Source organism: Sphingopyxis solisilvae (assembly GCF_015475875.1).
GTDB lineage: Bacteria > Pseudomonadota > Alphaproteobacteria > Sphingomonadales > Sphingomonadaceae > Sphingopyxis > Sphingopyxis solisilvae.
This window is the reverse complement of record NZ_JADKYM010000005.1, coordinates 94,196-120,420: the sequence shown is the minus strand read 5'-3', so window position 1 is coordinate 120,420 and position 26,225 is coordinate 94,196. Positions and strand designations below refer to the sequence as shown.

At 65.6% G+C, this 26,225-nt stretch carries 31 protein-coding genes; 19 read left to right on the top strand and 12 right to left on the bottom strand.

All coding sequences use genetic code 11. The annotated features are described in order from the left end of the window. Nucleotides 1–67 precede the first annotated feature (67 nt). The gene (locus IR187_RS05470; RefSeq protein WP_194953692.1) at nt 68–1,069 is read left to right on the top strand and encodes an NAD(P)H-dependent glycerol-3-phosphate dehydrogenase; all 1,002 of its coding nucleotides are present in this window, start codon (nt 68–70) and stop codon (nt 1,067–1,069) included. 96 nt (nt 1,070–1,165) lie between these two features. On the opposite strand, the gene IR187_RS05465 is transcribed toward IR187_RS05470, so the two are convergent. Continuing rightward, nucleotides 1,166–1,753 carry a TlpA family protein disulfide reductase gene (locus IR187_RS05465; protein WP_194953691.1) on the bottom strand — a complete coding sequence of 196 codons (588 nt, stop codon included), beginning with the start codon at nt 1,751–1,753 and terminating at the stop codon, nt 1,166–1,168. Between IR187_RS05465 and argH the strand changes: the two genes are divergently transcribed. The 5 genes from argH (at nt 1,725) to IR187_RS05440 (ending at nt 6,338) form a co-directional block, all read left to right on the top strand. Beyond that, nucleotides 1,725–3,128, top strand: coding sequence for an argininosuccinate lyase (gene argH / locus IR187_RS05460; protein ID WP_228765573.1), 1,404 nt, complete (start codon nt 1,725–1,727; stop codon nt 3,126–3,128). The genes IR187_RS05465 and argH overlap by 29 nt on opposite strands. Next, nucleotides 3,128–3,379, top strand: a complete 252-nt coding sequence (locus IR187_RS05455) for a hypothetical protein (protein ID WP_194953690.1) — start codon at nt 3,128–3,130, stop codon at nt 3,377–3,379. The genes argH and IR187_RS05455 overlap by 1 nt, the downstream gene beginning before the upstream one ends. A gap of 129 nt (nt 3,380–3,508) precedes the next feature. After that, on the top strand, nt 3,509–4,768 hold the full coding sequence (gene lysA / locus IR187_RS05450) for a diaminopimelate decarboxylase (RefSeq protein WP_194953689.1): 1,260 nt from the start codon (nt 3,509–3,511) through the stop codon (nt 4,766–4,768). Between the two features lie 167 nt (nt 4,769–4,935). Beyond that, nucleotides 4,936–5,715 carry a precorrin-2 dehydrogenase/sirohydrochlorin ferrochelatase family protein gene (locus IR187_RS05445; protein WP_194953688.1) on the top strand — a complete coding sequence of 260 codons (780 nt, stop codon included), beginning with the start codon at nt 4,936–4,938 and terminating at the stop codon, nt 5,713–5,715. Between the two features lie 206 nt (nt 5,716–5,921). After that, the gene (locus IR187_RS05440; protein ID WP_194953687.1) at nt 5,922–6,338 is read left to right on the top strand and encodes a nuclear transport factor 2 family protein; all 417 of its coding nucleotides are present in this window, start codon (nt 5,922–5,924) and stop codon (nt 6,336–6,338) included. A 6-nt stretch (nt 6,339–6,344) separates the two neighbouring features. On the opposite strand, the gene IR187_RS05435 is transcribed toward IR187_RS05440, so the two are convergent. Continuing rightward, nucleotides 6,345–7,292, bottom strand: a complete 948-nt coding sequence (locus IR187_RS05435) for a YncE family protein (RefSeq protein WP_194953686.1) — start codon at nt 7,290–7,292, stop codon at nt 6,345–6,347. A 163-nt stretch (nt 7,293–7,455) separates the two neighbouring features. Here IR187_RS05435 and IR187_RS05430 point away from each other — a divergent pair, with 163 nt between their 5' ends. The 3 genes from IR187_RS05430 (at nt 7,456) to IR187_RS05420 (ending at nt 9,657) form a co-directional block, all read left to right on the top strand. Continuing rightward, the gene (locus IR187_RS05430; RefSeq protein ID WP_194953685.1) at nt 7,456–7,602 is read left to right on the top strand and encodes a hypothetical protein; all 147 of its coding nucleotides are present in this window, start codon (nt 7,456–7,458) and stop codon (nt 7,600–7,602) included. A 54-nt stretch (nt 7,603–7,656) separates the two neighbouring features. Continuing rightward, nucleotides 7,657–8,679 (top strand): HEAT repeat domain-containing protein, encoded by a 1,023-nt coding sequence (locus tag IR187_RS05425; protein ID WP_194953684.1) that lies wholly within the window; start codon nt 7,657–7,659, stop codon nt 8,677–8,679. A gap of 93 nt (nt 8,680–8,772) precedes the next feature. Continuing rightward, the gene (locus tag IR187_RS05420) at nt 8,773–9,657 is read left to right on the top strand and encodes a transposase (protein ID WP_194953683.1); all 885 of its coding nucleotides are present in this window, start codon (nt 8,773–8,775) and stop codon (nt 9,655–9,657) included. A gap of 172 nt (nt 9,658–9,829) precedes the next feature. Here the strand turns inward: IR187_RS05420 and IR187_RS16705 are convergent, their stop codons facing one another. Continuing rightward, complete coding sequence (locus tag IR187_RS16705) at nt 9,830–10,411, bottom strand: type ISP restriction/modification enzyme (RefSeq protein WP_324187650.1); 582 nt, start codon at nt 10,409–10,411, stop codon at nt 9,830–9,832. Then, nucleotides 10,357–12,333 (bottom strand): N-6 DNA methylase, encoded by a 1,977-nt coding sequence (locus IR187_RS17085; RefSeq protein WP_324187648.1) that lies wholly within the window; start codon nt 12,331–12,333, stop codon nt 10,357–10,359. The genes IR187_RS16705 and IR187_RS17085 overlap by 55 nt, the downstream gene beginning before the upstream one ends. A gap of 405 nt (nt 12,334–12,738) precedes the next feature. Here IR187_RS17085 and lepA point away from each other — a divergent pair, with 405 nt between their 5' ends. The 3 genes from lepA to kynU are packed head-to-tail and all read left to right on the top strand — an operon-like array spanning nt 12,739 to nt 16,702. After that, entirely contained in the window at nt 12,739–14,562 is a 1,824-nt protein-coding gene (gene lepA / locus IR187_RS05410; RefSeq protein ID WP_194953682.1) for a translation elongation factor 4, read from the top strand. An 8-nt stretch (nt 14,563–14,570) separates the two neighbouring features. Continuing rightward, nucleotides 14,571–15,488, top strand: coding sequence for an alpha/beta hydrolase family protein (locus IR187_RS05405; RefSeq protein WP_228765571.1), 918 nt, complete (start codon nt 14,571–14,573; stop codon nt 15,486–15,488). After that, a complete protein-coding gene (kynU, locus tag IR187_RS05400) occupies nt 15,488–16,702 on the top strand; it encodes a kynureninase (RefSeq protein ID WP_194953761.1) in 1,215 nt (404 codons plus the stop codon). The genes IR187_RS05405 and kynU overlap by 1 nt, the downstream gene beginning before the upstream one ends. Nucleotides 16,703–16,704: 2 nt before the next feature. Here the strand turns inward: kynU and IR187_RS05395 are convergent, their stop codons facing one another. Next, entirely contained in the window at nt 16,705–17,058 is a 354-nt protein-coding gene (locus IR187_RS05395; protein ID WP_194953681.1) for a helix-turn-helix domain-containing protein, read from the bottom strand. A gap of 151 nt (nt 17,059–17,209) precedes the next feature. Between IR187_RS05395 and IR187_RS05390 the strand changes: the two genes are divergently transcribed. Further along, nucleotides 17,210–17,860 carry a GNAT family N-acetyltransferase gene (locus IR187_RS05390; RefSeq protein WP_194953680.1) on the top strand — a complete coding sequence of 217 codons (651 nt, stop codon included), beginning with the start codon at nt 17,210–17,212 and terminating at the stop codon, nt 17,858–17,860. Nucleotides 17,861–18,101: 241 nt separating this feature from the next. Here the strand turns inward: IR187_RS05390 and IR187_RS05385 are convergent, their stop codons facing one another. The 3 genes from IR187_RS05385 to IR187_RS05375 all read right to left on the bottom strand — a co-directional run bounded on the left by IR187_RS05385 (nt 18,102) and on the right by IR187_RS05375 (nt 19,235). Further along, a complete protein-coding gene (locus tag IR187_RS05385) occupies nt 18,102–18,374 on the bottom strand; it encodes a hypothetical protein (protein WP_194953679.1) in 273 nt (90 codons plus the stop codon). Between the two features lie 178 nt (nt 18,375–18,552). Then, complete coding sequence (gene sciP, locus IR187_RS05380) at nt 18,553–18,852, bottom strand: CtrA inhibitor SciP (RefSeq protein ID WP_194953678.1); 300 nt, start codon at nt 18,850–18,852, stop codon at nt 18,553–18,555. A 2-nt stretch (nt 18,853–18,854) separates the two neighbouring features. Further along, nucleotides 18,855–19,235 (bottom strand): hypothetical protein, encoded by a 381-nt coding sequence (locus IR187_RS05375; RefSeq protein ID WP_194953677.1) that lies wholly within the window; start codon nt 19,233–19,235, stop codon nt 18,855–18,857. Between the two features lie 153 nt (nt 19,236–19,388). Between IR187_RS05375 and mnmA the strand changes: the two genes are divergently transcribed. The 3 genes from mnmA to IR187_RS05355 all read left to right on the top strand — a co-directional run bounded on the left by mnmA (nt 19,389) and on the right by IR187_RS05355 (nt 21,989). Further along, a complete protein-coding gene (gene mnmA, locus IR187_RS05370) occupies nt 19,389–20,519 on the top strand; it encodes a tRNA 2-thiouridine(34) synthase MnmA (RefSeq protein WP_194953760.1) in 1,131 nt (376 codons plus the stop codon). Nucleotides 20,520–20,585: 66 nt separating this feature from the next. Further along, nucleotides 20,586–21,020 carry a hypothetical protein gene (locus IR187_RS05365; protein WP_194953676.1) on the top strand — a complete coding sequence of 145 codons (435 nt, stop codon included), beginning with the start codon at nt 20,586–20,588 and terminating at the stop codon, nt 21,018–21,020. Between the two features lie 276 nt (nt 21,021–21,296). Then, entirely contained in the window at nt 21,297–21,989 is a 693-nt protein-coding gene (locus IR187_RS05355) for a DsbA family oxidoreductase (protein WP_228765568.1), read from the top strand. A 20-nt stretch (nt 21,990–22,009) separates the two neighbouring features. On the opposite strand, the gene IR187_RS05350 is transcribed toward IR187_RS05355, so the two are convergent. Beyond that, the gene (locus IR187_RS05350) at nt 22,010–22,687 is read right to left on the bottom strand and encodes a hypothetical protein (protein ID WP_194953673.1); all 678 of its coding nucleotides are present in this window, start codon (nt 22,685–22,687) and stop codon (nt 22,010–22,012) included. 145 nt (nt 22,688–22,832) lie between these two features. On the opposite strand from IR187_RS05350, the gene IR187_RS05345 reads away from it, so the two are divergent. The 3 genes from IR187_RS05345 to IR187_RS05335 all read left to right on the top strand — a co-directional run bounded on the left by IR187_RS05345 (nt 22,833) and on the right by IR187_RS05335 (nt 24,646). Further along, nucleotides 22,833–23,072 carry a DUF2171 domain-containing protein gene (locus tag IR187_RS05345; protein ID WP_194953672.1) on the top strand — a complete coding sequence of 80 codons (240 nt, stop codon included), beginning with the start codon at nt 22,833–22,835 and terminating at the stop codon, nt 23,070–23,072. Nucleotides 23,073–23,308: 236 nt separating this feature from the next. Continuing rightward, the gene (locus IR187_RS05340) at nt 23,309–24,085 is read left to right on the top strand and encodes a hypothetical protein (RefSeq protein WP_228765567.1); all 777 of its coding nucleotides are present in this window, start codon (nt 23,309–23,311) and stop codon (nt 24,083–24,085) included. A gap of 54 nt (nt 24,086–24,139) precedes the next feature. Then, nucleotides 24,140–24,646 carry a hypothetical protein gene (locus tag IR187_RS05335; RefSeq protein ID WP_228765566.1) on the top strand — a complete coding sequence of 169 codons (507 nt, stop codon included), beginning with the start codon at nt 24,140–24,142 and terminating at the stop codon, nt 24,644–24,646. Nucleotides 24,647–25,133: 487 nt separating this feature from the next. On the opposite strand, the gene IR187_RS17140 is transcribed toward IR187_RS05335, so the two are convergent. The 3 genes from IR187_RS17140 to IR187_RS05325 all read right to left on the bottom strand — a co-directional run bounded on the left by IR187_RS17140 (nt 25,134) and on the right by IR187_RS05325 (nt 26,182). Next, on the bottom strand, nt 25,134–25,268 hold the full coding sequence (locus IR187_RS17140) for a GIY-YIG nuclease family protein (RefSeq protein ID WP_407699074.1): 135 nt from the start codon (nt 25,266–25,268) through the stop codon (nt 25,134–25,136). A 39-nt stretch (nt 25,269–25,307) separates the two neighbouring features. Next, the gene (locus IR187_RS17135) at nt 25,308–25,448 is read right to left on the bottom strand and encodes a GIY-YIG nuclease family protein (protein ID WP_407699073.1); all 141 of its coding nucleotides are present in this window, start codon (nt 25,446–25,448) and stop codon (nt 25,308–25,310) included. A 503-nt stretch (nt 25,449–25,951) separates the two neighbouring features. Further along, nucleotides 25,952–26,182: a hypothetical protein gene (locus IR187_RS05325; protein WP_194953671.1), complete on the bottom strand. Its 231-nt coding sequence runs from the start codon at nt 26,180–26,182 to the stop codon at nt 25,952–25,954. Nucleotides 26,183–26,225: the final 43 nt, after the last annotated feature.

Genomic DNA, 26,225 nt, shown 5'->3' with positions numbered 1-26,225 from the left:
GGAGGATCGCAAGCTTGCCAACCCCCCATAATCACGCCACTCTCCCCACAAAACAGGGGAGAGAGATATGCGCCTGAAGGTCGGCCTGCTCGGTGGGGGCAGCTGGGGGACGACGGTCGCGGCGGTGGTGTCGCGCAATGCGCCGATCACGCTGTGGGCGCGCGATGCCGAAACTGTAGACAGCATCAACCGCGACAACGAGAACCGCAAATATCTCCCCGGCATCAAATTGCCAACGGCATTGCGGGCGACCGGCGACATGGCCGAAGTCGTCGCGGGCGCCGACGTCCTCGTCATGGGCGTCCCCTCGCACAGCTTCCGCGCCGTGCTCGAGGAAGCACGCCAGCACCTCCGCCCGTGGGTACCCGTCATCAGCCTGACCAAAGGCCTTGAGCTTTCCTCGGGCAAACGCATGACCGAACTGATCGAGGAAGTCCTCCCCGGCCACCCCGTCGGCGTGCTCACCGGCCCCAACCTAGCGCGCGAGATCATGACCGGGCAGGCGGCGGCGAGCGTGTTGTCGATGGAGGACGACATCGTCGTCCGCGCGCTCCAGCCGGTGTTCCACTCGGGCCTGTTCCGCGTTTACACCAACACCGACCTGCTCGGCTGCGAACTCGGCGGGGTGCTCAAGAATATCATCGCGATCGCGGTCGGCATGGGCGACGGGTTGGGGGCGGGGGACAACACCCGCTCGGCGCTGATGACGCGCGGGCTGGCCGAGATTACCCGGCTCGGCGTCGCGATGGGCGGGCGCCCCGAAACCTTCTCGGGCCTCACCGGGATGGGCGATTTGATCGCCACCTGCACCAGCCCCTTGAGCCGCAACCGCCATGTCGGGGTCGAGCTCGGCAAGGGCCGCTCCATCGACGAAATCATCGCGGGCATGAACATGGTCGCTGAGGGCGTGAAAAGCGCGCCGACCGTCATCGCGCTCGCCGAACGCTACAATCTCGCCATGCCGATTGCGCGCGACGTGTATGACGTGACGCAGGGCAAACGCAGCGCGCAGGAGGTGTTTCGCGGGCTGCTGCGCTCGGCGGTCGGCGACGAGGCGCATCCTGGCTGATTGATCCTCCCTGTGGCGAAGCCATGGGGAGGGGGACCGCTCGCGAAGCGAGGGGTGGCAGACCGAAGGGCTGACGGAGGGGCTTTGGCGCCACCGTCAGCCCTGCCAGTCAATCGCCCCGATAACGCGCCACAACTCGCGCCCCTCGGCGTCGTAAAAGATGCTCGTCGGCAATGCGCTGTTCGCGGCATCGAGCAACCCGTTCTGCGGATCGAGATACGGCTGCAACGCCTTCAACCCCGCCTTCTGGAACCAGGGATCGACCACTTCGGCGCCCTGCAAATCCTGCGCCACCGCGATCACCGCCATCGCCTCGCCGCGCTTGGCCGCCAACGCATCGAGCGTTGGCATCTCCGCCACGCACGGCGCGCACCAGGTCGCCCACAGGTTGACGAGCAAAGGACGCCCGCGAAAATCCACCAGCGTCACCGCCGCATCGTCGGGGCCGGTGAAGGCAGCGGTCGGCGCGGCTTCGCCCTTGTGGCTGCGGTCGATCATATATTCGAACTGGCCGACGCCCTTCGCTTGGCCCGCCGAAATATTTGCTTGGCCGTCTGCGGGTTGCCCGCCGCCCGCCTTTTCCCTATCGCAGCCCGCGATTGATCCGGCCAGCAGGAAGGCGAGGATCGCTAGATACGGGTTTGGGACGCGGCGAATGACGGATACTCCGGACAAGAGCAGCATGTGGGGTGGCCGCTTCGGTGGCGGTCCCGCCGCGATCATGCAAGAAATTAATGCCTCGATCCCGATCGACAAGCGCCTGTGGGAAGAAGATATCGCCGCCAGCCGCGCCCACGCCGCGATGCTCGGCGCCGCCGACATCATCGGCGCCGACGATGCCGTCCAGATTGACCGCGGCCTCGCGCAGATCGCCACAGAATTTGCCGCGAACGGCGTCCCCGTCGATCTCGCGCTCGAAGATATCCACATGACCGTCGAATCGCGGCTGAAGGAGATTGTCGGCGAAGCCGCCGGACGCCTCCACACCGCGCGCTCGCGCAACGACCAGGTCGCGACCGATTTCCGCCTGTGGACGCGCACCGCATGCGAGCGGATCGACGCCGGGCTCGCCGCAATGCAGGCCGCCTTGCTGGGGCGCGCCGACGAGCATGCCGACAGCATTATGCCCGGCTTCACCCATCTGCAAGTCGCGCAGCCGGTGACGCTCGGCCATCATCTGCTCGCCTATGTCGAGATGCTCGGTCGCGACCGCAGCCGTTTTGCCGACGCGCGCCGCCGCCTCAACGAATCGCCGCTCGGCGCCGCCGCGCTCGCGGGCACCGGCTTTCCGATCGACCGCCATGCGACCGCCGCTGCTTTGGGTTTCGACCGCCCGATGGCGAACAGCATCGACGCGGTTTCGGACCGCGACTTCGCGCTCGAATTTTGCGCCTCGGCGTCGATCGCCGCGATCCACCTGTCGCGGCTCGCCGAAGAAATCGTCATCTGGGCCAGCCAGCCCTTCGGCTTCATCAGCCTGCCCGACGCCTGGTCGACGGGCAGCTCGATCATGCCGCAAAAGCGCAACCCCGACGCCGCCGAGCTGGTGCGCGGTCGCGCCGGCCTGCTGCTCGGCGCCTTCCAGCGGCTCGCGGTGATCGTCAAAGGCCTGCCGCTGACCTATTCGAAGGATCTGCAGGACGACAAGGAAACCGTGTTCGGCGCCTTCGACGCGCTGGCGCTGTCGCTCGCCGCGATGACCGGCATGGTCGAAACCTTGACCTTCCGCGCCGACCGCATGCGCGCGCTCGCCGCGTCGGGCTATTCGACGGCGACCGATCTCGCCGACTGGCTGGTGCGCGAAAACGGGCTGCCGTTCCGCGAGGCGCATCATGTCGTCGGCGCCTGCGTCAAGCGCGCCGAGGAGCTGGGCGTAGAACTGTCGGCGCTCCCCGCCGCCGATGCCGCCGCGATCCACCCGGCGGTGACGTCGGACGTGCTCGCGGCGCTGACCGTCGAGGCATCGGTCGCCAGTCGCACCAGCTATGGCGGCACCGCCCCCGAACGGGTAAGGCAGGCGATCGCCGCGGCCCGTGCCGCGCTGGAAGGACATAATTAATGGCGACGAAGCGCCTCATCATCGCAACGCTCGCCGCATCCGCGCTGCTCGGCGCGTGCGGCAGCAAGGAAGATCTGAAGCCCGTGGCGGGTCAGCCCGCGCCGGTCGTCCCCGTCGGCGCCACGCGCGCCCCGACCACGGAGGAGCTCACGACGCCTGACGCGCAGGCCCGCCCCGCGCGCAGCGACGAACTTCTCAAACGATCCGAACGCCGCGAACCCGACGATTTCGACCTGCCGCCTCCGGGCTGAGCTGGATCGAACTTATCTTATCCGTTCGTGTCGAGCGAAGTCGAGACACCCTCCGGTGTCGCTCCATCCTCAGGGGCATCTCGACTTCGCTCGATGCGAACGGGAGAATTAGGATTAGGACTTCATTCCATGGATCAATTTGCCCTTCGTGACGGCGTCCTCCACGCCGAAGATATCCCGCTGCCGCGCCTTGCCGAAGAAATCGGCACCCCCGTCTATGTCTATTCGCGCGCGATGCTCGAAGCGCATGCGCAGGAATTTCGCGCTGCGCTCAAGGACGTGCCGAAGAAGCATCTCGCCTTTGCGATCAAGAGCAACCCCAACCTCGGCGTGCTGCGCGTGCTGGCGCGGCAGGGCTATGGCGCCGACGTCGTGTCGGGCGGCGAGCTCGAACGCGCACTGGCGGCGGGCATGGCGCCCGACGACATCGTCTTTTCGGGGGTCGGCAAAACCCGCGCCGAGCTGGCGCTCGGGCTCGACCGCGGCATCGGCCAGTTCAACATCGAACATGAGGCCGAAGGCGTCGCGCTCGCCGAAATCGCGCTCAAGAAGGAAATGACCGCGCGCGCCGTGCTGCGCGTCAATCCCGATGTCGACGCGGGGACGCACGCCAAGATTTCGACCGGCAAGGCCGACAACAAATTCGGTGTCGGCATCGACGTCGCGCCCGCGATGTTCGACCGCCTCGCCGCACTCCCGGGGCTCCAGATGCGCGGCATCGCGGTCCATATCGGCAGCCAGCTGACCAGCCTCGACCCGCTCGAAGCCGCGTTCGAACGCGTCGGCCGCCTCGTCGCCGACCTGCGCGCTGCGGGCCACAGCATCACCCATGTCGATCTCGGCGGCGGCCTTGGCGTGTCGTACCGGCCCGAGGATAATCCGCCGAGCATGGCCGATTATGGCGCGATGGTCGCGCGGGTGACGAAGGATTGGGACGTCACGCTGATGTTCGAACCCGGCCGCGTCATCGCGGGCAACACCGGGGTGCTGCTGACCGAGGTGCTGTGGGTCAAGCCCGGCGCGACCAACCCCTTCGTCATCGTCGATGCCGCAATGAACGACCTCGCGCGCCCTGCGCTTTACGATGCCTATCACGACTTCGTCGCGGTACAGCCGAGCGGCGAAAAGATGACCGCGTCGATCGTCGGCCCGGTGTGCGAAACCGGCGACACCTTCGCGCGCGACCGCGTCACCGACGCGGTCGAACCCGGCGACCTCGCGGTCTTCCGCACCGCAGGCGCTTATGGCGCGACGATGGCGTCGACCTACAACAGCCGCAGCCTGGTCCCCGAAGTGCTCGTCGACGGCGACCGCTACATCAAGGTCGCCGACCGCATCGCGGCCAGCACGATCATGGCGGCGGAGCGTGTACCGGACTGGATCGACTGATACGATCCTCCCCGGGACGGGGAGGGGGACCGCCCGAAGGGTGGTGGAGGGGGCCGCGCCCTCAAGCGAGGTGGCGTAAGGACGCCGCCCCCCTCCGTCAGGCCTGCGGCCTGCCACCTCCCCGCATGCGGGGAGGATTTTGGCCGCATTTCTGCTAGGACGATTCCATGCACCAGCTCCCGATCTTCCTGAACCTCACCGGCCGCACCGTCGTGCTGGACGGTAAGGGGGAAGCCGCCGATGCCAAGGCCCGCCTGATCGAGCGCGCCGGGGGCCGCATCGTCCCCGCGTGGGAGGAGGGCGCCACCATCGCCTTCGTCGCGCTCGACGACGAAGCCGAAGCGCGCGCCGCCGCCGCCGCCCTCCGCGCCCACGGCCTGCTCGTCAACGTCGTCGACCGCCCCGACCTCTGCGATTTCACCACCCCCGCGATCGTCGACCGCGCCCCGGTTACCATCGCCATCGGCACCGGCGGCGCCTCGGCGGGGCTGGCAAAAGCCGTCCGCCAGCGCATCGAGGCACTGCTCCCCGCACGCCTCGGAGAACTGGCATCGGCGCTCTCCGCCGCGCGCGACGCCATGAAGGCGCGCTGGCCCGCCGCCGCCGACCGCCGCCGCGCGATCGACGCCGCGCTCGCCAGCGGCGGCGCCCTCGACCCGCTCGACGGCGCCGCGGCGGACAAGGTCGGTGAATGGCTGGCCAGCGACGCCACAACGCAGCCGTCACGCCTCGAAACCATCCACCTGACCAGCCCCGACCCCGACGACCTGACCCTCCGCGCCGCGCGCCTGCTCGGCGAGGCCGACCATATCTTCCACCCCGCCGACATCCCCCCCGCGATCCTGACCCGCGCCCGCGCCGACGCGGTGCGGCATGTCGTCGAAGCTCCGCCGGTCGATGCACCGGCGGGTCTGTCGTTGTGGCTAGCGATGCCGAACGACGGCTAGCGATTAGTTGCGAGATCCTCCCCGCTGGCGGGGAGGGGGACCACCGAAGGTGGTGGAGGGGGCTGGCGGCCTGACGCAAGGTTAGCGTGAGAACGCCAACCCCCTCCGTCAGCCCCCATAGCCGCCCCATCCCCATTACCCGCCGCGTAATTGCGGGCATTACCCCTGCTGCTATCCCCCACCGGCAACCGCAGGAAAGGCCGCCCATGTCCGACGTATCTTCCCCCGACGCCCCGCCCTTGCGCCCTTGGACGGTCGAGGGTTTCGAATTGTTCTGGGCGCACGGCCGCGATGCGCGCATGGTCGCGCCGGTGGTCTGGCCCGATGTCGTCGGCCAATGGCCCGCCGCTTCAGCCCCCGTTGTCGGCCGTACCGCCTATCTCGATGCCATTGCGAACTTCCTGACCGCGCTCGGTGATTTCAGCGTCGAGGTCACCGACCACGCCCTCAACGGCGACACCGCCTTTGTCCGCTGGATCGTCCGCGGTGACTTCGCGGTCGGCCCCGGCCAGATCGTCGGCGTCGACCGGCTGCTGCTCAAGGACGGCTATGTGATCGAGAACCACATCCACTCGGACCATCCGATCTTTGCAGAACTCGCCAAGACGCACGCGCTCGGCTGACCGCAGTCAGGGCGCAATCGCCAGCCCGTCGCCCTGCTTCCCCGCCGCGATCCGGCGCAGTACCTTGCCGCTCGCCACGTCGATCTCGGCGACCTTGTCCACCCCCGTCTCGGCCGCATAGAGCCGCGCCGAATCGGCGCTGAACAGCAAGGTCACCTGCCGCGCCGCGTCGCCCTCCGACACCGCGATCGTCCGCACCGGCGCGCGTGTCTCCGCATCGAACAGGCTGATCGTGCCCTTGCCGATATTGCTCGTCGCGATCAGTCTGCCGTCGGGGCTCGCCAGCACCCGGATCGCCACCGGATCGACCGGCAGCTCATCGACCTTCGCACCGCTCGCGGTGTCCCACACCGTCACCCGCGGCGCGTCAAGGTCGCCGACCCACAGTTCGCGCCCGCCCTTCGCCAGCGCCAGCCCCTCGGGCTTGCCGCCGATGGTCAGGTCGTGCAATTTCGTCCCCGCATTCAGGTCGAGCACGCTCACCGTCCCCGACCCGATATTGGCGGTATAGGCGGTGCGGTTGTCGGGGGCGACGACGACCATATGCGTCCCCTTTTGCCCCGTCGCAATCGAGGTGACGGCGCCGTCCGCCGCCACCACCGCGACCGACTCGCTGCCCTCCGCCGTCGCGACCAGCCGCCCGTCGCTCAGCCAGACCAGCCCGTGCGGCCGCTGGTTCGGGCTGAGGTCGATCGTCTTCACCTTCCGCCGCGCCGCGACGTCGAACACGTCGATCGTCGTCCCGCCATAGGCGACCACCGCCGCCTGCCTGCCGTCGGGCGACACCGCAATCTCGTGCGGCATCCGGCCCGTCGGCAGCCGCGCCAGCTCTTCGCCCGACGCCAACGCGACCAGGCTCAGCGTATCCTCGCCCTTGTTGCCGATCAGCAGCGTTTCGGCGGCGGCAGGCGTAGCCAGCAGCAGGGCTAGGGCGGTGGCAATCGTGCGGCGCATGAAAAATCTCCCGTTTGTTCCCGCCACCCTATGCCGCGCCGCCGCGCGGGCAAGCCGCCTTCGACCAGCGACATTACGGTAAGTTAACTGGCCCCCGGCGCGCCGCTTCCTAACCCTGCGCCGCGGCGGCAGGTCGCGCCGCCGGTCGCATCAGGAGAAACATATGGATTTGCCAGCCATCGACATCGACGCGCTGCCCGCGCTCGACACCGCGGTCGGGCTGTTCGGCGCGCTCGTCGGGGAGAGCGCGTCGTCGGGGCCGTCGGTGTTCGAGATTGCGGTCACCATCGCGCTGATCGTGTACGACTGACAGAGCGGCGGGAAGGGGCGGGGCATCGCGCCCCGGCTTTCCCGCCCCACCGCGATGCTTGCCAGCGCCTCCCGCCACGATCATTTCCCGCGCCACGACGCCGCCCGCCGCGCCGCGATCCGCACCGCGGTGGGTGAGGTCGCCGCCGCATGGGCGATCGCCGATACCGTACCCGACGGCCTGCTGACCGCGATCACTGCGCAGGCGAACGCCGCCCCCGATGCCGTGATCGCCGCGCTGCGCCCCTGGCTCAGCGACCGGCGCTGGCTCGCAACGCGGATCGAAAGCGCGCTCGCGCTCCTCCGCACCGACCCCTTCGCGCGCCCGCCGCTGCGCGCCTTTGGTGGCGGGGAGGGCGGCGGCGAACAGGCACCGGGCGGGCTCGTGCTCGCCGAACGCGGCCACGTCCGTCTGACCTTGCGCGTCTGGCCCTTCGCCTCCGCCGCACCGCCCGAATCGCCCGCCATCTTCGTCCCCGGACGCGCTGCGATCCATGTCCTCGCCAGCGGCGGCGCGCAGCTCTGCCGACATCATGTCGCGCTCACCCCCGCCGAGGAGGCCGGCGCCTTCACCGCCCGCGCCGCCGCGCGCTGCCACAGCGATCCCCCGCGCCCGCTCCAAACCGGCGAGACGCTCGACCTCGACACCGCGCGCGAAAGCTTCACCCTCGTTCCCGGCGCGCATGACGCGCTGCTCCTCGAACTCACCGTCCAGCCGCCGTCGCCGCTCCCGATCCGCAGCTACGACCCCGTCACCGGCCGCCTTCTCCACATCAGCGCGTCCAGCCGCGACAGCAGCTTTCGTACGATGGCATTGACCTTGCTCCGCCATATGCAGCACCGCGACGCCGCGCCCCTGTTCGTTGCCGAGACCCGCAGCCCCGACTTCGCCGCCCGCTGGCACGCGATGCGCGAGCTCATCGCGCTAAGCCCCACCGCCGCCCACGCCCCGCTCGCTGCGATGGCGGCGGATGACCCGCACCCCGAAGTCCGCGCCGCGGCAAAAGCCACGCTCGCGCTTTTTAACAAGCCCTCCCCTTCAGGGGAGGGCAGCGAGACTTACCAGCTTGCTGGTTAGTCGCAGCGGGTGGGGTCTATCGGCCTTGCGCAAGGCCGATGGACCCCACCCCAACCCCTCCCCTAAAGGGGAGGGGCTTTAGGAAAGCCCCCCATGCCCCGCGCCATAACCCCGCCCCCCGGCCCGCCGCTCACCCTGACCGACGTCACCGCCCGGCTCGACCACCACGGCGTCGACCTCACCGACGAAGCCAGCATCCACCGCTGCGCCACCCTCCTCGCCGGCCTCCAGCGCAACCGCAGCTTCCTCGCCGACCACCTCCTCGCCGCGCTCCGATCCACCACCGCCGACCCACGGCCCGACAATCGCTATTCGGCGCAGGTCATCCTCCTCCACCGCAGCCCGCGAGGCTGGTACCTGCGCGCCAATATCTGGCCCGCCGCGACCGACGCCGCCTATCGGGCCAGCGGCGCCGCGGCCTTCTCCTACGGCGTCGCGCACGACCATAATTTCAACTTCCTCACCATCGGCTATTTCGGCCCCGGCTATCTCAGCGACGATTATGAGCTCGACCCGGAGGCCGTCGAGGGCCGCCACAACGAACCGCTGACCCTGACCTTCACCGGGCGCAGCCAGCTGGGTGAGGGCCAGCTCCGCCTCTATCGCGCCCACCGCGACCTCCACTGCCAGCACCCGCCGCCCGGCCTCTCGGTCAGCCTGAACATCATGGACGAGGGCGATCACATCCCCTGGCGCGACCAATATATCGTCGACCTGGAAACGCGCACGATCGCGCGCCGCCCGACGACGACCAGCACCGAAATCCTCCTCCGCGTTGCCGTCCACCTCAGCGACGAAGCCCGCGACCTCGCCGCCCATTTCGCCACCACCCACCCCGTCGCCCGCGTCCGCGCGAGCGCCATCGCCGCGCTGGCCGCGGTGGCGGAGGGCGAGGGCAGGGCGGCGGTGCTGGAGAAGGGAATGCGGGATAGCGATGCGCGGGTCAGGGACGATTGCAGGCGGTGGCTGGCCCGCTAATCCTCCCTGTGGCGAAGCCATGGGGGAGTCGCAGACGGCGCGTAGCGCCAGCGGGACCGTCGCCGTAGGCGATGGTGGAGGGGCTACGATGGTAGCGCAAATCGCCCCTCCGTCAGTGCTTCGCACTGCCACCTCCCCATGGCTGCGCCACAGGGAGGATTGCGGCCGACCTTCACTCCAGCGGCAGATCAATCTCTTTCATGATCCGGTCGGTCTCGATCAGGATTTTGACGATCTTCTGATAATGGCCGATGTCGTCCCACGACAGCGCCCGCCCGCGCCGGTCCTTCAGCCATTTCTGCGCGGGCTGATAACCACCGATGTGGAAGTTCCACGCGATCTCGGGCACGTCGTCGAAATACTGATCCTTGTTGATGAACACGCGGCCGGTTGATCCTCCCTGCGGCGAAGCCGTGGGGAGGGGGACCGCCGAAGGCGGTGGAGGGGCCTTTCCGCCGCTGGCCCCTCCACCATGCTCCGCATGGTCCCCCTCCCCATCGCTGCGCGACGGGGAGGATTTTTCAAACTTCGGAAACCCGCTCGCCACCACATCATCGCCCGCACCGTCATAACGATAGGGCGTCGCGCCGATCGCCGCGGCTTCCATCAGGTGCAACCGCCGCAGCGCTTCACCCTTTTCGCTGACATGGCGAAACACCTCCGGCGATTTGGGATAGGGAATGCGCGGAAAATCGATCTTCAGAAACTCGGCAAAGGTTTCGCGATAGGCGGGCGAATGCAGCACGCCATAAATATAGTCGAAAACCTTGACCTCGCTCGGCCGAGCGTCGCCGGTGGCGGAGCGGAAATCATCGTCGGGTCCGGCTTGGTCGGCGGGGTGGACCCGTCTGGGCTGACTTCCTTCTTCTTCGCGTTTCCGTGAAGGTCGATCACCCATATCTTGTCAAACGTCCGGAGCAGGTGCCAGCGCATGCCGCGAAAAGTCGGGTTGTCGAGATAACCGTGATTAGTGATGAACCCGAGCACACCGCCTGACGGATTCTTGGCGATCAAATCCTCGGCCATGCGGATGAACTTAACGTAATCGTCGTTGATCCACTTGGGATTGCGCTCGTTCAATCGCTCCTTGCCACCCGGCTCTTTTTTGTAAGCCTCCATCAGCGCCATAATGTGATCGCCCTTATTGGCGCTCTCGCCCGAATAGGGCGGATTCCCGATCACGCACATGATCGGCGTCTGCCGCTTCACCTCGCTCGCGCCGCGCGCTTCGTCGACGAGCGGCTGGAAGAACAAATCCTTCACGTCGCGCTCGGCGGGTTCCAGCGCATTGGTCAGCCACACCGACAGGCGCGGCGGCTTCGCGCTTGGCGTGTACCCGCTTTCGGTCAGCTGCATGTCCAGCTTCATATGGCACATGGCGTAACTCGCCATCAGCAGTTCGAAACCGTGCAGGCGCGGCAACAAATCCTGTTCGACATAGGATGACCATTTGCCCGGCGCGCGCGCCTTCACCCGGTCCGAAATCAATTGCACGGCCTTGGCCAGAAAGGTGCCCGTACCCGTCGCCGGGTCCAAAATCTGGACCTTATGGACCTCGCGCTTTTCGGTCAGCGGTTTCCCGGTTTTGGGATTATTCAACCCGGTGTCCCATTCGACGGGGACTTTGCTCGTATCGGCCAACCCGTGGGGCAGCCCGAACTCGGTCTTCAGAACATCGTCGACCGCGCGCACGATGAAATCGACCACCGGCTCGGGCGTGTACCACACCCCGCGGCTCTTGCGCTTCTTGGGGTTATAGGCAGCCAGAAAGTCTTCATAGAAATGGATGAAGGGGTCGTTGCGCGCAGTGAACTTGCCGAAATCCTTGAACAGCGAATGCGGGTCGCTCGCGCGCAGCACCTGCGCCAGATCGTCGACGATATAGCGCAGGCGATTGGGCAGTGCCGGGCCGGCGATATAATCGAACAATCCTTTCAGGAACGGGTTCGACGCGGGCAGTTTTTCCAGCGCCTCGGCGCGGCTGAAGGTGTCGGGCGTATCGTCGTGAAAGCGCGCGGCGAACATGCCGTATGTGATCGTCTCGGCATAAATGTCGGCAAATTCGCCGGGTTCCAGCGCGGGCAGCAGATTGGCCTTGAAACTTTGATACTGGCCGCCCAATCCGGTGCGATAGTCGGGGTCATCGGCCAGCGCGATGCCGATCTCGTCCTTGATGATCGCCGCCTTCGCCGCCATCATTTCGGCCAGCTTCGCCGCCGACCTTATGCTGATCGGCTTTTGCTCGGCGAACAGCCGCAACTGGCGTTCCAGTTCTTCGAACCGGTCGGGGACCGCCTGCAATCCCATCAGGAAATCGGCGATCGACACGAAATGCACCTGCGCGCCGTCGCGGATAAACTCGAAATCGACGCCGTTGGTATAGATCAGATTGGGATAGGCCGCCTCATAGCGTTTGCGCTGCTCGACCGAATAGCCTTTCAGCTTGATGACGTCCTTGTCGATGTCCTTCGCCTCGGCCCAGCCGAACGGAACCCCGTCGCGCTCGAACAGGAAATCGACCATGCCCGCGTCGCCGCGCTTCGGCTCATTGACCACCCGGATCGCCGGGTCGATGCTCTGGAACAGCCGGTACAGTGCGGGGCGATAGCTATGCTCGGTCGCGTGCCCGCTTTCGAACTGCGTCCGCACCTCGTCCAGATAAGCTGCAATATCCATTGGTCTTTTCGCCCTCACTCGCCCCGCGTGAACCGGCGGCACAGTGGCGATCATCGGCGGGCGGGGCAAGTCCCCTCCGCGCCCTCCGCGGCTCCGCGTGAAAAACCGCTTTCCTACCCATTTTTCCTGTGCCAGCCTCCTTTTCCGGCTCTTTGACTCGTCCGATCCGCAGCCTTTTCCGCGCGCGCCGAACATCGCGTCCGCGCGCGACCTTTGCGATGTTTGGCGCCCGCGCCGCGTGGCTGACCTTGGCGACCTTGGGCCGCTCGCGCACCGCCAGCCTCCGCCGCCACCCCCGTGTTTCCGGGGTCGATAGAGTGACAACTTCGACAACTTCCGCGCGCCGCCCGCGCTGGGGCGTCACGGGATGCTGACAGCGCCGCTTTCGCCTGCTAACGGCGCGCCATGACCACGCCCCTGTCCCACATCCGCAATTTTTCGATCATCGCGCATATCGACCATGGCAAATCGACGCTCGCCGACCGGCTGATCCAGTTCACCGGCGGGCTCACCGCGCGCGAAATGTCGGCGCAGGTGCTCGACAATATGGATATCGAGAAAGAGCGCGGCATCACCATCAAGGCGCAGACGGTGCGCCTGAACTATACCGCGCATGACGGCGAAACCTATCAGCTCAACCTGATGGACACGCCGGGGCACGTCGATTTCGCCTATGAAGTGTCGCGGTCGCTCGCGGCGTGCGAAGGCGCGCTGCTCGTCGTCGACGCGGCGCAGGGGGTCGAGGCGCAGACGCTGGCCAACGTCTATCAGTCGATCGAGCACGACCATGAAATCGTGCCGGTGATCAACAAGATCGACCTGCCCGCCGCCGACGTCGACAAGGTGAAGGCCGAGATCGAGGATATCATCGGCCTGCCCGCCGACGAGGCGGTCCTCGCCAGCGCCAAGTCGGGGATCGGCATCGAGGAATGCCTCGAGGCGATCGTGACGAAGATCCCGCCGCCGACGGGCGACGCCGCGGCGCCGTTGCTCGCGATGCTCGTCGACAGCTGGTACGACCCCTATCTCGGCGTCGTCATCCTCGTCCGCGTCGTCGATGGCGTGCTGAAAAAGGGCCAGCAGATCAAGTTCATGCAGGCGGGCACCACCCATCTGATCGACCGCGTCGGCTGTTTCACGCCCAAGCGCGAGGAATTGACCGAGATCGGCCCGGGCGAGATCGGTTTCATCACCGCGCAGATCAAGGATGTCGCGCAGGCGCGCGTCGGCGACACGGTGACCGACGCGAAGAAACCCGCCGCGAAGCCGCTGCCGGGGTTCAAGGAGGTCCAGCCGGTCGTGTTCTGCGGCCTGTTCCCGACCGACGCCAACGACTTCGAGAAATTGCGCGAGAGCATTCAGAAGCTGCGGCTGAACGATGCGAGCTTTTCGTTCGAGATGGAGAGCAGTGCGGCGCTCGGCTTCGGCTTCCGCTGCGGCTTTTTGGGGTTGTTGCACCTTGAGATCATCCAGGAGCGGCTGACCCGCGAATATGACCTCGACCTGATCACGACGGCGCCGTCGGTGGTCTACAAGCTCAAGCTGGGTCACACGAAGAATGAGGCGGCGAAGGAGATCGAGCTCCACAATCCCGCCGACATGCCCGACCCGAACCGCATCGACGAGATCGAGGAACCGTGGATCGAGGCGGTGATCTATGTTCCCGACGACTATCTTGGGCCGATCCTGAAGCTGTGCCAGGATCGCCGCGGGGTGCAGAAGAACCTCACTTATGTGGGCGGCCGCGCGCAGATCACCTATGAACTGCCGCTCAACGAAGTCGTGTTCGACTTCTACGACCGCTTGAAGAGCATTTCGCGCGGCTATGCGTCGTTCGACTATCACCAGATCGGCCACCGCCCCGGCGACCTTGTGAAGATGAGCATCCTCGTCAACAACGAGCCGGTCGATGCGCTGTCGATGATCGTCCACCGCGGTTCGGCGGAAAGCCGCGGGCGCGGCATGTGCGAGCGGCTCAAAGACCTGATCCCGCGTCACATGTTCAAGATCCCGATCCAGGCCGCAATCGGCGGCAAGGTGATCGCCCGCGAAACCATCGCCGCGCTGCGCAAGGACGTGACCGCCAAATGTTACGGCGGCGACGCGACCCGCAAGAAAAAGCTGCTCGAAAAGCAGAAAGAGGGCAAAAAGCGGATGCGCGAATATGGCAACGTCAACATCCCGCAGGAGGCGTTCATCGCCGCGCTGCGGATGGGCGACGACGCCTGATCGGGGCGATGAAAGCGGGTGTCGCGGGGTTGGCGCTGATGCTCGCCGCCTGCGTCCCTGCGTCGGCAGAGCGTGGCAGCACGGAGGGCGCGGTGAACGACAAGCCGATCATGACCTGGCCCGACTTGCTGACGCGCGCCAAGCCGTCGCCCGACGCGACGATCCGCTATGGCGATGACGCGTTGCAGATCGTCGATGTCTGGGTGCCGAAGGGGCAGGGGCCGCACCCCGCGGTGATCATGATCCACGGCGGCTGCTGGCAGACTTCGGTGGCGGAACGCGACATCATGAACTGGATCGCCGACGATCTGCGGTCGCACGGCGTCGGCGTGTGGAACATCGAATATCGCGGTGTCGATCGCGGCGGCGGGATGCCGGGAACCTATGAAGACGTCGGTCGCGCCGCCGATCTGTTCGTCGCCGAGGGCGCAAAGCACGGCCTCGACACCGGCGGCACCCGCATTGCGATCGGGCATAGCGCGGGCGGCCATCTGGCGCTGTGGCTGGCACGGCGTCCGGCGCTGGCGGCGGACGATGTGCTGCGCGGCGCCGACCCGATCCGCATCGACCTTGCGATCAGCCAGGGCGGCTTGCCCGACCTGCGCGCCGGGGCAGCCAGCATCGGCCATGCCTGCGGCGCCGACGCCCCCGCCGCGATGGCGCGCGGCGATTATGCGCGCACCTCGCCCCCCGAAATGCCGGTCGGTACCGCGCGCGAAATGCAATTCAACAACGACCGTGACCATGTGACCCCGCCCGCGACCGGCGCCGCTTACAGCGCCGCGATGGCGAAGCGCGGCGTGACGGTGCCGATGGAGGTGACGCCGGGCGAAGGGCATGTCGAACTGATCGCGCCGGACAGCGTCAGTTGGGGCAAACAACGCGACGCGATCCTCGCCGCCTTGAAGAGGACAAAGGCGCCATGATGACGCTCGCCGAGGCAGAAGCGCTGGATGCCGCCGATCCGCTGGCGCCGCTGCGCGACCGGTTCATGCGCCCCGATGGCTTGATCTACCTCGATGGAAACTCGCTCGGGATGTTGCCGCAGGCCAGCGTGGCGGCGAGTGCCGATATGGTGGAGCGGCAGTGGGGCGAACGGCTGATCCGCAGCTGGAACGAAGGCTGGATCGACGCGCCGACCCGGATCGGTGGCAAGATCGCACCCCTGATCGGAGCCGATGCGGGCGAGGTCATCGCGGCGGATTCGACCAGCGTTAATCTGTTCAAGCTGCTCGTCGCCGCCTTGCGTCGCGACCCGGCGCGTACGGTGGTGGTCAGCGAAGCGGGCAATTTCCCGACCGACCTGCATATCGCGGCGGGCGCGGTCGGCTGTGTTCCCGGCGCGGAGCTGCGCGTCGTAGCGCGCGACGATCTCGCCGATGCGCTGGGTGACGATACCGCCGTGCTGCTGCTCACCCACGTCCATTACAAAACCGGCGCGCGCTTCGACATGGCGCGGTGGACCGCCAACGCCCATGCCGTCGGCGCGCTCGTGCTTTGGGATCTCAGCCACAGCGCGGGCGCGGTGGCGATCGATCTCAACGGTGCGAATGCCGATCTGGCGGTCGGATGCGGCTATAAATATCTGAACGGCGGCCCTGGAGCGCCTGCCTATTTGTTCGTCGCCGAACGGTGGCAGGCGGCGCTCGGCAATCCCTTGTCGGGGTGGATGGGCCATGCCGCCCCCTTTGCCTTCACCGACGATTATGTCGCGGCCACCGGGATGAAGCGCTGGCTGACCGGAACCCCGCCGGTCCTTGGCCTCGGCGCGCTGGAGGCCGCCCTTGGGCTGTGGGATGGCGTCGACTTCGCGATGGTCGAACGGAAATCGGCCACGCTGTTCGACATGTTGCTGGCCGCAGGAAAGGCTGCCGGTCTGGAATGCGTCACGCCGCGCGATCCTGTCGCGCGTGGCAGCCACATCAGTTTTCGGCACGATGACGCCTATGCCATCACGCAGGCGCTGATCGCGCGCGGCGTGATCGGCGATTTTCGCGATCCGGATGTCCTGCGTCTGGGCCTCACCCCGTTGACCCTGAGCCACGTCGATGTCTGGCACGCCGGGCGCCTGCTTGGCGAGGTGATCGCCAGCGGCGAATGGCAGCGCCCTGAATTTACCGTGCGCGCCGCTGTGACCTGACGCTAGATTTCGATGACGATCCGGACCTTGGACGGGACGGTGCCTGCGGCGCGGGCGATTTCGATACGCGCGCGCGACACCAGATCGGCCAGGTTCGGCTGCCCCGGTCCGCCGTCGTCGGCCAGCAGTTCCGCCGTCGATATGCCGAACAGCTCCGACAGATCGTTCAGGCGAGCCGATTTCGGCCGCGACCGGTCCTGTTCCCAATGGCAGATGGCGGTGATGCTGATGCCCAGATGATCGGCGACGTCGGTTTTGCTGAGCCCCTGACCACGCCGTAGCCGCGCCAGCCGCGCGCCGAAAGTTTCGGCACCCTGCGCGATATGGATTTCTGGTTCGATGGTCTTGTGGATCACGAAAGGTCGGCCTCGCCGTGCTGTTAAGGGAATAGGTGTAATAGAAGTGCAAGAATCGAACATCTTTCAACATCTCACCTAAACCGCCGCTTCACCCGATATTTGCCAGCGACCGCCGCTGCCCCTAACATGTGGCAACCGGGAGGCCGCGATGACCGCAACGGGTGGACAGGGTTCGCGAAAATCGACAGCGATCGAGGATGTCGTGGTGCACAGCGCGCTGAACGACGGAACATCGGTGTGCCTGCGGACGATCACCCCGGACGACGAAGAATTATTGCGCGACGGAATCGCCAAACTGTCGGCGGAATCGCGTTACCTGCGCTTTTTTTCGCCGACGCCGCAACTTCCCGACGCGGTGATCGAAAAGCTGGTCGATGTCGATGGCCACGACCATATTGCGTGGGGTGCCATTTGTGCCGAATGCGTCGGTCAGCCAGCTATCGGCGCAGTTCATGCGGTACGGCACAGTGAAGGCGGCCGCGTCGGTGAATTTTCCGTCGCTGTTATCGACGAATTTCAAGGGCGCGGTCTGGCGCGGATGATGACGGCGGCGCTGTTGGTCCATTGTCTTGCCGAAGGGCTGACGGTGCTCGATATTCATATATTGTCGGAAAATGCCGCTGCAAAGCGACTGGTAAAGTCGCTTGATGCGGAATGGAAAGGTGAATCGGCCGGGGTGGCCGAGTACAGGCTTGACGTTGCGGCCGGCCTTGCGTCGTTGCGAGCCGACGCCGACGCACCCGGGGTTCAGGACGTCTTGCGAGCGCTCGCCGCGGGTTCGGACATTCGACAGCGATGACGGCCCTCTCGTCTGATTGTCCCCGCCGCCGCCGGGGGTCGCGACCGGCGGCGGGCGGGTTGCCATGGCCTTGGGGCATGGAAACTCCCGGGCCACGCCACTTTCTTATCGGCGGTCCGGCCACGAAGCGGTGACGCGCGTCACAACCCGTGATTTTCACCAACAATAAACTTGGGGGCATGACAAAGGGCGCCGGAATCGATCCGGCGCCCTTTGCGCTATTCTTCAGCGAAAGCGGCTTTTATTTCTTTGCCGGGTCCGCACCGACTTCCGACGGGGCGATCTCGCCATTGTCGTCCATCGCATTGGCCTTTTCTTCGCCCGCGGCTTCGACGGCATCGGCCTTGTCTTCCATGGCTTCCTTGGCCGGACCCTCGGGCATCGCGTCGGCCTGAGCGTCGATCGCATCGGCTTGGGCTTCTGCCTGATCTTCTACGCGGTCGGCCTCGGGGCTCTGGCAAGCGCCGAGGGCGAGTGCCGAAGCAGCGGCGAGGGCAGTGAACATCTTACGCATATTGAGTGACTCCCAAAGTTGACTCCGGGGCTTAACGCGGGATGAACGTCAGGGTTGCAAAGAATCTGTAAAACCATGGAATCAAGATAGATTTTTTTCGCGACACCTTTTCGCTCGCGATCGCGTGACAAAAAAACGGGCGCCGAAGCGCCCGTTACTCTGGTTTGGACCGACAGCGTCAAAAGCGCTGCTGGCGCTCGTACAGGTCGCGGTAGTGCTGGATGCGCGTCACGCGCAGCCCCGGCATGCCGCTGCGGTCGATCGAGCGCTGCCAGCTGGCAAATTCTTCCAGCGTCAGGCTGTAGCGCTCACACGCTTCATCGACGCTCAGCAGCCCTCCGTTGACCGCGGCCACAACCTCGGCCTTGCGGCGCACGACCCAGCGCGTCGTCGACGGCGGCGGCAGCGAGTCCAGCGTCAGTGGTTCGCCGAGGGGGCCGATGACCTGTGCCGGTCGGATTTTCTGGTTCTCGATCATAATCATTCCATGGTTTCGTCGTCGGGGGGGAAGTTTTCCGACGCGATCGTCTCTAAATCAGAGGGGTTCAACATCGGCTGAAATCCTCTGGTAAACGCCGCATTCATAGTTTCGGGCCAACCGTTCAACCCGTCCGACAGGTCGAAAAAACGAACGACGCGCGGGCCGTTTTGTTCCGCATTGCTGCGCCCGCGACCGAACATCTGGCACAGCGCATTAACGGTTGCGACGTGCATCCGGCGAGTCGCGCGCGCGCGGAGCATCCGGACCGTGGGCTGCGCCGCCTGCCGGGATCCGGCGACCGCCAGCAGAATGTCGAAGCCGGGCTCCGACAGTCTGGCGGCGCCGGCAAGGCACGGGAATTCGGACGGGGCAAAGTTCATTTTTCCTGTTTAACGTAGACCGCCTAAGGTCGCGTAAATGCCCATTTCATGCCTTGTTAGCGAAACTTAACCTGCGTCAATATCTTGACACCTGCGGCGGAAATGCTGGCATTTTTGCCATCGCATCCCTAGATGGCGCGCATCATGGCGACGATGATTTCTCCTGCCGGGCTTGCCCAGGCCGACTTCCAGTTGGCGATGCCGCTGAAAGATCGGCGAATCGTCGTCGCGATGTCGGGCGGAGTCGACTCGAGCGTCGTCGCCGCGCTGGCGGCGCGATCGGGCGCCGAAGTCATCGGCGTGACGCTGCAACTTTACGACCATGGCGCCAAGGCAAAGCGCGTTGGTGCCTGCTGCGCCGGACAGGATATTCGCGACGCGCGCGCGGTCGCCGACCGGCTGGGCTTTGCGCATCATGTCTATGATCATGAAAGCCGCTTTCGCGACACGGTGATCGATCAGTTCGCCGACGAATATCTGAACGGGCGGACGCCGATCCCGTGCGTCCGCTGCAACATGGGGGTCAAGTTCACCGACCTGTTTGCGCTCGCAAAGGAGCTGGGTGCCGATTGTCTGGCCACCGGTCATTATGTCCGGCGTGTGAAAGGGCCGGACGGCGCCGAATTGCACCGCGCCGTCGATCCGGCGCGCGACCAGAGCTATTTTCTGTTCGCGACGACGCAGGAGCAACTCGATTTCCTGCGTTTCCCCTTGGGCGGGCTGGAAAAGAGCGTGGTGCGCGAAATTGCGCGCGATCTCGGCCTCGGTGTCGCGGCAAAACCCGACAGCCAGGACATCTGCTTCGTCCCCGACGGCGATTATGCGACGCTGGTACGCAAGCTGCGCCCCGAAGCCGACGACCAGGGCGAGATCGTCCATGTCGATGGCACCGTGCTCGGCGCGCACAAGGGGCTGATCCACTATACCGTCGGCCAGCGCCGCGGGATCGAGATCGGCGGACAGGCCGAACCGCTCTATGTCGTGCGCCTCGACGCGGCCGCGAAGCAGGTCGTGGTCGGCCCGCGGCGCGCTCTGGCGGTTGCCGGGGCACGGCTTGGGGAAACCAACTGGCTGGGCGCTGTCGAAGGGCGCCCAATCCTGGCCAAGGTGCGGAGCATGGCCAAGCCCGTTCCCGCGCGCGTCGAGGGTGACCGGCTGTTGTTCGCCGCGCCGGAGTATGGCGTGGCCCCGGGGCAGGCCGCGGTCCTTTATGATGCGGCCGATGTCAGTCGTGTCCTTGGCGGCGGCTGGATCGAAGAGACTTTTGCCGCCGACGCGGGGTAGGCGGGCCCCAGCATTGACATTTTCTGGCAATGGTTCAGCTTCTTGCAAAGCTGAAGGGAGACGAGAATGAGCAGTTGGATCTGGCGCGGCGCGGTGCTGTTGTGGGCGGCATTTTTTGCGATTGTCGGACTGCGCGGCCTTTTCGATCCTGCAAGCTATTCCGAAACATTCGGGTTCTCCATCACCGGGGTGGCGATCAACACGCTGCGGGCCGACCTTTCGGCCTTCTTCATCGTCGCGTCGGGCGCGGCGGCCGTCGGTGCCTTGGTGCCGGGCTGGGTCCGCGCCTTGTTGGTTCCCGCTGCTTTGTTCGGCACCGCCTTGATTGGTCGCCTGATCGGCGCAGCCATGGGGGATCCCACCAATTGGGGCATCATCCAAGGCATGATCATCGAGGCGTTGACGGTGGTTTTGATGCTTGCAAGCTGGTGGGCCTTGTCGCGCGTGTCCGTCGATACGGCGACCGGCAACTCGGCCGGAGCCGCCGGCGACTTGAAATGATGGCGGCCCGGCGGGGAGCGCCATAGCCCGGCCTCGTTGTTGTGTTTTGAGTGAGTTTATGAGTTACTGCGCTCCGGGTCGCTTCTTTTCTCTTTTTGGGTGGAGGGGCGTATGGAAACCGATGACGAGAAACGGGCGCGATCGGATCGACGGGCAACCGATCGGCGCGTCAATGACGATCCGGATTACAAGGGTCCGGAACGGCGCAAGGCCGACCGGCGCTCGGGCAAGGACCGTCGGACACCCGGCTGAAATATGCCGGCAAGGGGATGGGCGTTGACGGAACAGGGGTTGCCGCGACTGAGCGCCGATATCGTTTCGGACATCATGTGCCCGTGGTGCATCATCGGGTGGCTGAAGTTTCAAAAGGTGATGACGCATTTCGCGGGGCGCGTCGATTTTCGTGTCCAGTGGCACCCGTTCGAGCTGAACCCTGACATGCCGCCCGCGGGCGAGGATGCCGCCGCGCACGTCATGCGCAAATATGGCATCACCGCCGACCAGAGCCGCGCCAACAGCGGCAAGTTGGCGGCGTTGGCCGCCGATCTTGGTTTCGCATTCAACCGCGGGTCCGATTTCCGGATGCGCAACAGTTTCGATGCGCACCGCCTGCTGACCTGGGCAGGCGCGCTGGAAGAACCCGATCAGGCGGCGGCGACCGGCGTCCAGACCGCGCTCAAGCTCGCGCTGTTTGCGGCGCACTTTACCGACAATCGCGACGTCAGCGACCATGCGGTGCTCGCTGACGTCGCTGCGTCGGTCGGTCTCGACCGCAATCGCGCCGCGGCGATCCTGGCATCGGGCGAGTTCGGCGAGATGGTCCGCAGCGAAGAGGCCTATTGGGCCGACCAGAATATCACCGGTGTTCCGGCCTTCATCCTGGGCGGCCGCATGATGATCCCCGGTGCGCAGGATCCTGATGTGTTCATCCGGGTGATCGAGAAAAAAGTGCTTGCCGCCGCTGCCTGATGGGCGAGGCCTCCGCAAGTTTAAGGATATGGGTTGTCATCCGGAACGGGCGGTAATTCCTCGCGCAACGGCGGGTTTGGACCCGCGAGCTGGCGCGCGATGTCGGCGGCGATCAGCTGCGCCACGGGCTTGTCGGTTTCGGCACCATATTCAGCGCGGCGGGCGTTGAGATAGGCGGCGCGATCGCTGGCGGGCCGTCCACCGGCTTCGGCATAGAGGCGCACCAACTGCAGCCACGGCGCTTCGTCGGTCAGTACATCTTCGGCCCAGCGGCTGAACGGCCCGCCCGCTGCGCGCCAGTGATCGCCCTGCCATTCCAGCAAGAACAGGACGCGTGAACCGCGAGGAAAGCTGGTGCGCACGCACGCCCCCGCCAGGCTTTGCGGATGTGCGTCCTTCAATTCATAGGGATTGCTGAGCACCGCATCGTCGCCGGCTGCGATCCATCCCGGCATCGTCAGCGGCGTCGCCGGTAATTCGCCCTTTATGGCGGAGATCGGCTCGATGGCGATCCGCGGTTCGTCGGGGTCACCGACGGCCGTCCCTCCATCTGCCACGCTGGCCAGCAGGATCAGGTCGGCCCCCATGACCAGCTCCATATTGGTCGGCACGCGGTAGCCGGACGCCACCGAACAGGCGGCAGCGGGGAGCGGCGCAGCAGCCAGCGTCGCGGCGATGAGTAAGGGGAAACGGTTCATCGAACGAACCTAGCTCGCGAACGGCGGCTTGGAAAGCAGCGCAGCTTTCGGGCGGTTCGTCAGCGCCGCGGGATCGAAGGCCGCGGCCGGGCGTTGCGGTGACAGACTTTGCGGGCGGTCCCGTAAAGCAGCAAGGAGAATGACGATGGCCGAGCACGACCATAGCGCGATCAAGGAACATATGAATGTCATCGGCGCCGACGGCGTCCATGTCGGGACCGTCGACCATCTCGACGGCGAGCGCATCAAGCTGACCAGGCAGGACAGCGTCGACGGCAAACATCATTATCTGCCCGCGGGATTGGTCGCGGCGGTCGAGGGCGACACGGTCCGCCTGTCGGCGACGGGCGCGAATGCGGTCGATCTGTTCGAAGAGGCCGAATAGCAGGCACAGAGCGCGGCGTTCACGGCCCGTCCCGATGTCCGGGGCGGGCCATTTTTTGATGCCGGCTAGGTGCTCGGGATTTTGTGCAAGGTCAAAGACTCACCTCGGATTTTACGCTACAGGATTCGGACAGCCGGACGCGCCGCAGCGGTCCGTCCGGCGGGGTCGTTCGGGCTGTGCGACAGGCGCGAAGCGCCGCGCCATCCCCCCAATGCCATCGCAACAGGGGATAGATCATGACGCATTATGTGATGAAGTTGGTCGCAGCGCTGACGGCCGCGTCGCTGCTGGCGACGCCGGTGCTGGCGAAACAGGCGCCGGGGTTGCAGGATCTGGTCGGCGCGCGCGGGTCGAGCGGCGAAACGCAGCTGGAAATGCGCGGCTATACCCATATCGAAACGCACAGCGAATATGACCGCAAGCACAGCTATTGGTGGAACCGCGACAGCAAGCAATGCGCGCATGTGGCGACGTGGGACGGCAAATATCAGTCGATCGAAACCGCGTCGAAGTCCGATTGCAACCAGGGCGGCGGCGGCGACAATGCCGGGGCTGCGGTTGCGGCGGTCGCCGGGATCGCGCTGATCGCCGCGCTGGCCAGCAAGAAGCATCACAAGGACAAGGAATATGACGCGCAGGGCACGGGCGAGTTCGACCGCGGATACCGCGACGGCCTGTATAACGCGCCCTATCATAATTACGGCCGCTCCGACGCCTATTCGAGTGGCTATCAGGCCGGGGTGAACGAGCGCAGTTCGAACCTGGGCCATCATTATGGCGGCGGCGGTTATGCCGACGTCGGGCAGTTTATGGACCTGAACGGCGCGCGCGCGTCGAGCGCCGACGATGCGATGCGCAGCCGCGGATTCAGCAATGTCGACAGCTTCAAATCGGGCAACACTGCGTATAGCGTGTGGAACCGCCGCGCGAGCCGCCAATGCGTCCAGATGACGGTCGCCGACGGCCGCGTTTACGACATCCGCGACATCGGCACGCACCCGCGCTGCCGATAGGCCGCGCCGCCATAGCGACTGGCGCCCGGCGGCAAGGCTGCTATGGGCGGGGCGATGAAGCCTGTGGGATCGCGAAGGGTGGTGCTGGGCCGGCTGAAGGCCAAGCCGTTGCTGGCGGGGCAATTGCTGTGCGCGCTCGCCGCCGCGGCGCTGATGCTGCGGCAGGCGATGCCGCTGTGGGACGACGGCGCGGGGGCGATGCTGCGCGCGGTGCTGTTCGGCAATCTGCTGGTCAGCGGCATGATGCTGGCCGCGCTGGTCGGCCTCGCCGCCTTTCACCGCGCGTGGCGCTGGCGCGACGCCTATATCTGGCACGACGGGGCGATGCTGTATCGCGGCGGCGGCGAGCGTTGGCCGCTGGCGTTGATCCGCGAGGTGGTGGTGGCCAAGGGCGAGCTGGGCCTTGCGTCGCTGCGGCTGGTGGTCGACGACGACAGCGAGGTGACGCGCGAGCTGGTGAAGCTGTATCTGCTGGCCGACACGCCCGAGGCGGTGCGCGGCGGGGTGATGTTCGCGGTCGCCGGGGTGCGCGGGTTTCCGGCGGGGTCGGCGCTGAACTGAGCGGGCGGCGGCGCCGGAAGTTGTCAAACTTGTCACCGCATCGACCCCGGAAACAAGGGGTTAGTGGCCGGCGATGGGCGCAAAGATCGCCAAGGTCATCCATCGCCGCGGCCGCGCGAAACATCGCAAAGGTCGAACGCGACCGCGATTTTTGGCGCGCGGTGGGGCAGGGGGTTCGGACGGGTCAAAGAGCGAGGCCCGCGAGGGTGGCACGGCGAAAAGAGGTAGGAAAGCGGTTTTTGGGGCGGGGGGCTTGAAAGAGGATTTGGGCGCCTTGTGCGACATGGCGCGGGGTGTTTGGACCGGATGCTGGCGATTTTGATCTCACACAAAGACGCAAAGGCGCGAAGGAGAAGGACCGTGCTTTAGTCGTCACCCCGGACTTGATCCGGGGTCCATGCGGCGCCGCTGGATTGGATGCCGGATCAAGTCCGGCATGACGAATGATGGGTGTGCGGGATGACGCGGGTAGGTGCGGGTGCCGACGTCACCTACCCAACGGCGGCAACCCCAATTCCTCGGCCAGATCGCGCCAATCGGGGTTCGCCGCCTCGATCAGCTCGATCTTCCACTTGCGCTGCCAATTCTTGATCTGCTTCTCGCGCGTGATCGCGGCGTGCATCGTCCCGGCGAGTTCGAACCAGACGAGCGTTTTGACGCCTTAGCCTTTGGTGAAGCCGTCGAAACTGCCGTCCCGATGCTGGCAGATGCGCTGGATCAGGTGCGAGGTAACGCCGGTGTAGAGCGTGCCGTAGGGCGCGCTGGCGGTGATATAGACGCAGGGCTGAAAGTCGGCGTGCATGGGGTGGAGGCTAGGGTTGCGATGGACCCCGGATCAAGGCAGACGAGCCACGGGTCTCATCCGCGGGTGACGAAGATTGGGTCGGATTGGACACTTTTCTCCCGATCGTCATGCCGGACTTGATCCCGCACCCATGAGTCGCCGATCAAGCTAGCAAATTGCGAATTATCGTACCTGTCACCATAACTTTGTTACCGTAGTTCCACATAGAGAATTTAGAATCTACTGCCTTTCTATGAAACCAGCGAAGCGAGCATGTTTCGTCAATGTTATTCGAATCTGGGACGTTATCCCGCCCGTTATCCGTATCGATTTGAACGCCGAATTTATTAACGTAATGAGATCTTGATTGGGACGCAAGCTGCCCCGAAAGACTTCGTCCAGATCTTCATATCGCGTAGGAAGTCGTGGGGATATCTGATCGAAACTTAGCTGCTCGCTCATTACTGTACTCCACTAGGAGCGTTCTCGCTTAGTGTTTTATTCTAATAAAGCTAGCTATCTCAAACCGAAAACCCCCCAGCATTCCGCCGGTTCGAGCTCGCCGCCAGCACCTTCTTGCCCTGCGGGGTCAGCGCCCATTTGGCGCCCTGTTGCACCACCAGCCCCAGCGTCACGAGTTCATCGCGCACGGGATCGGTGGGGAGTTGGGGGCGGCGGTTCGACAGGCCCTCCAGACAGGCGCGCTGCGGCTGGCTGAGGATCAGGAGTTTTTGTTTTTTCTCTTCGGTCATTTTGTTTTTCGTGATCCTGTTGATTTGCCGTGGCGCAATTGGA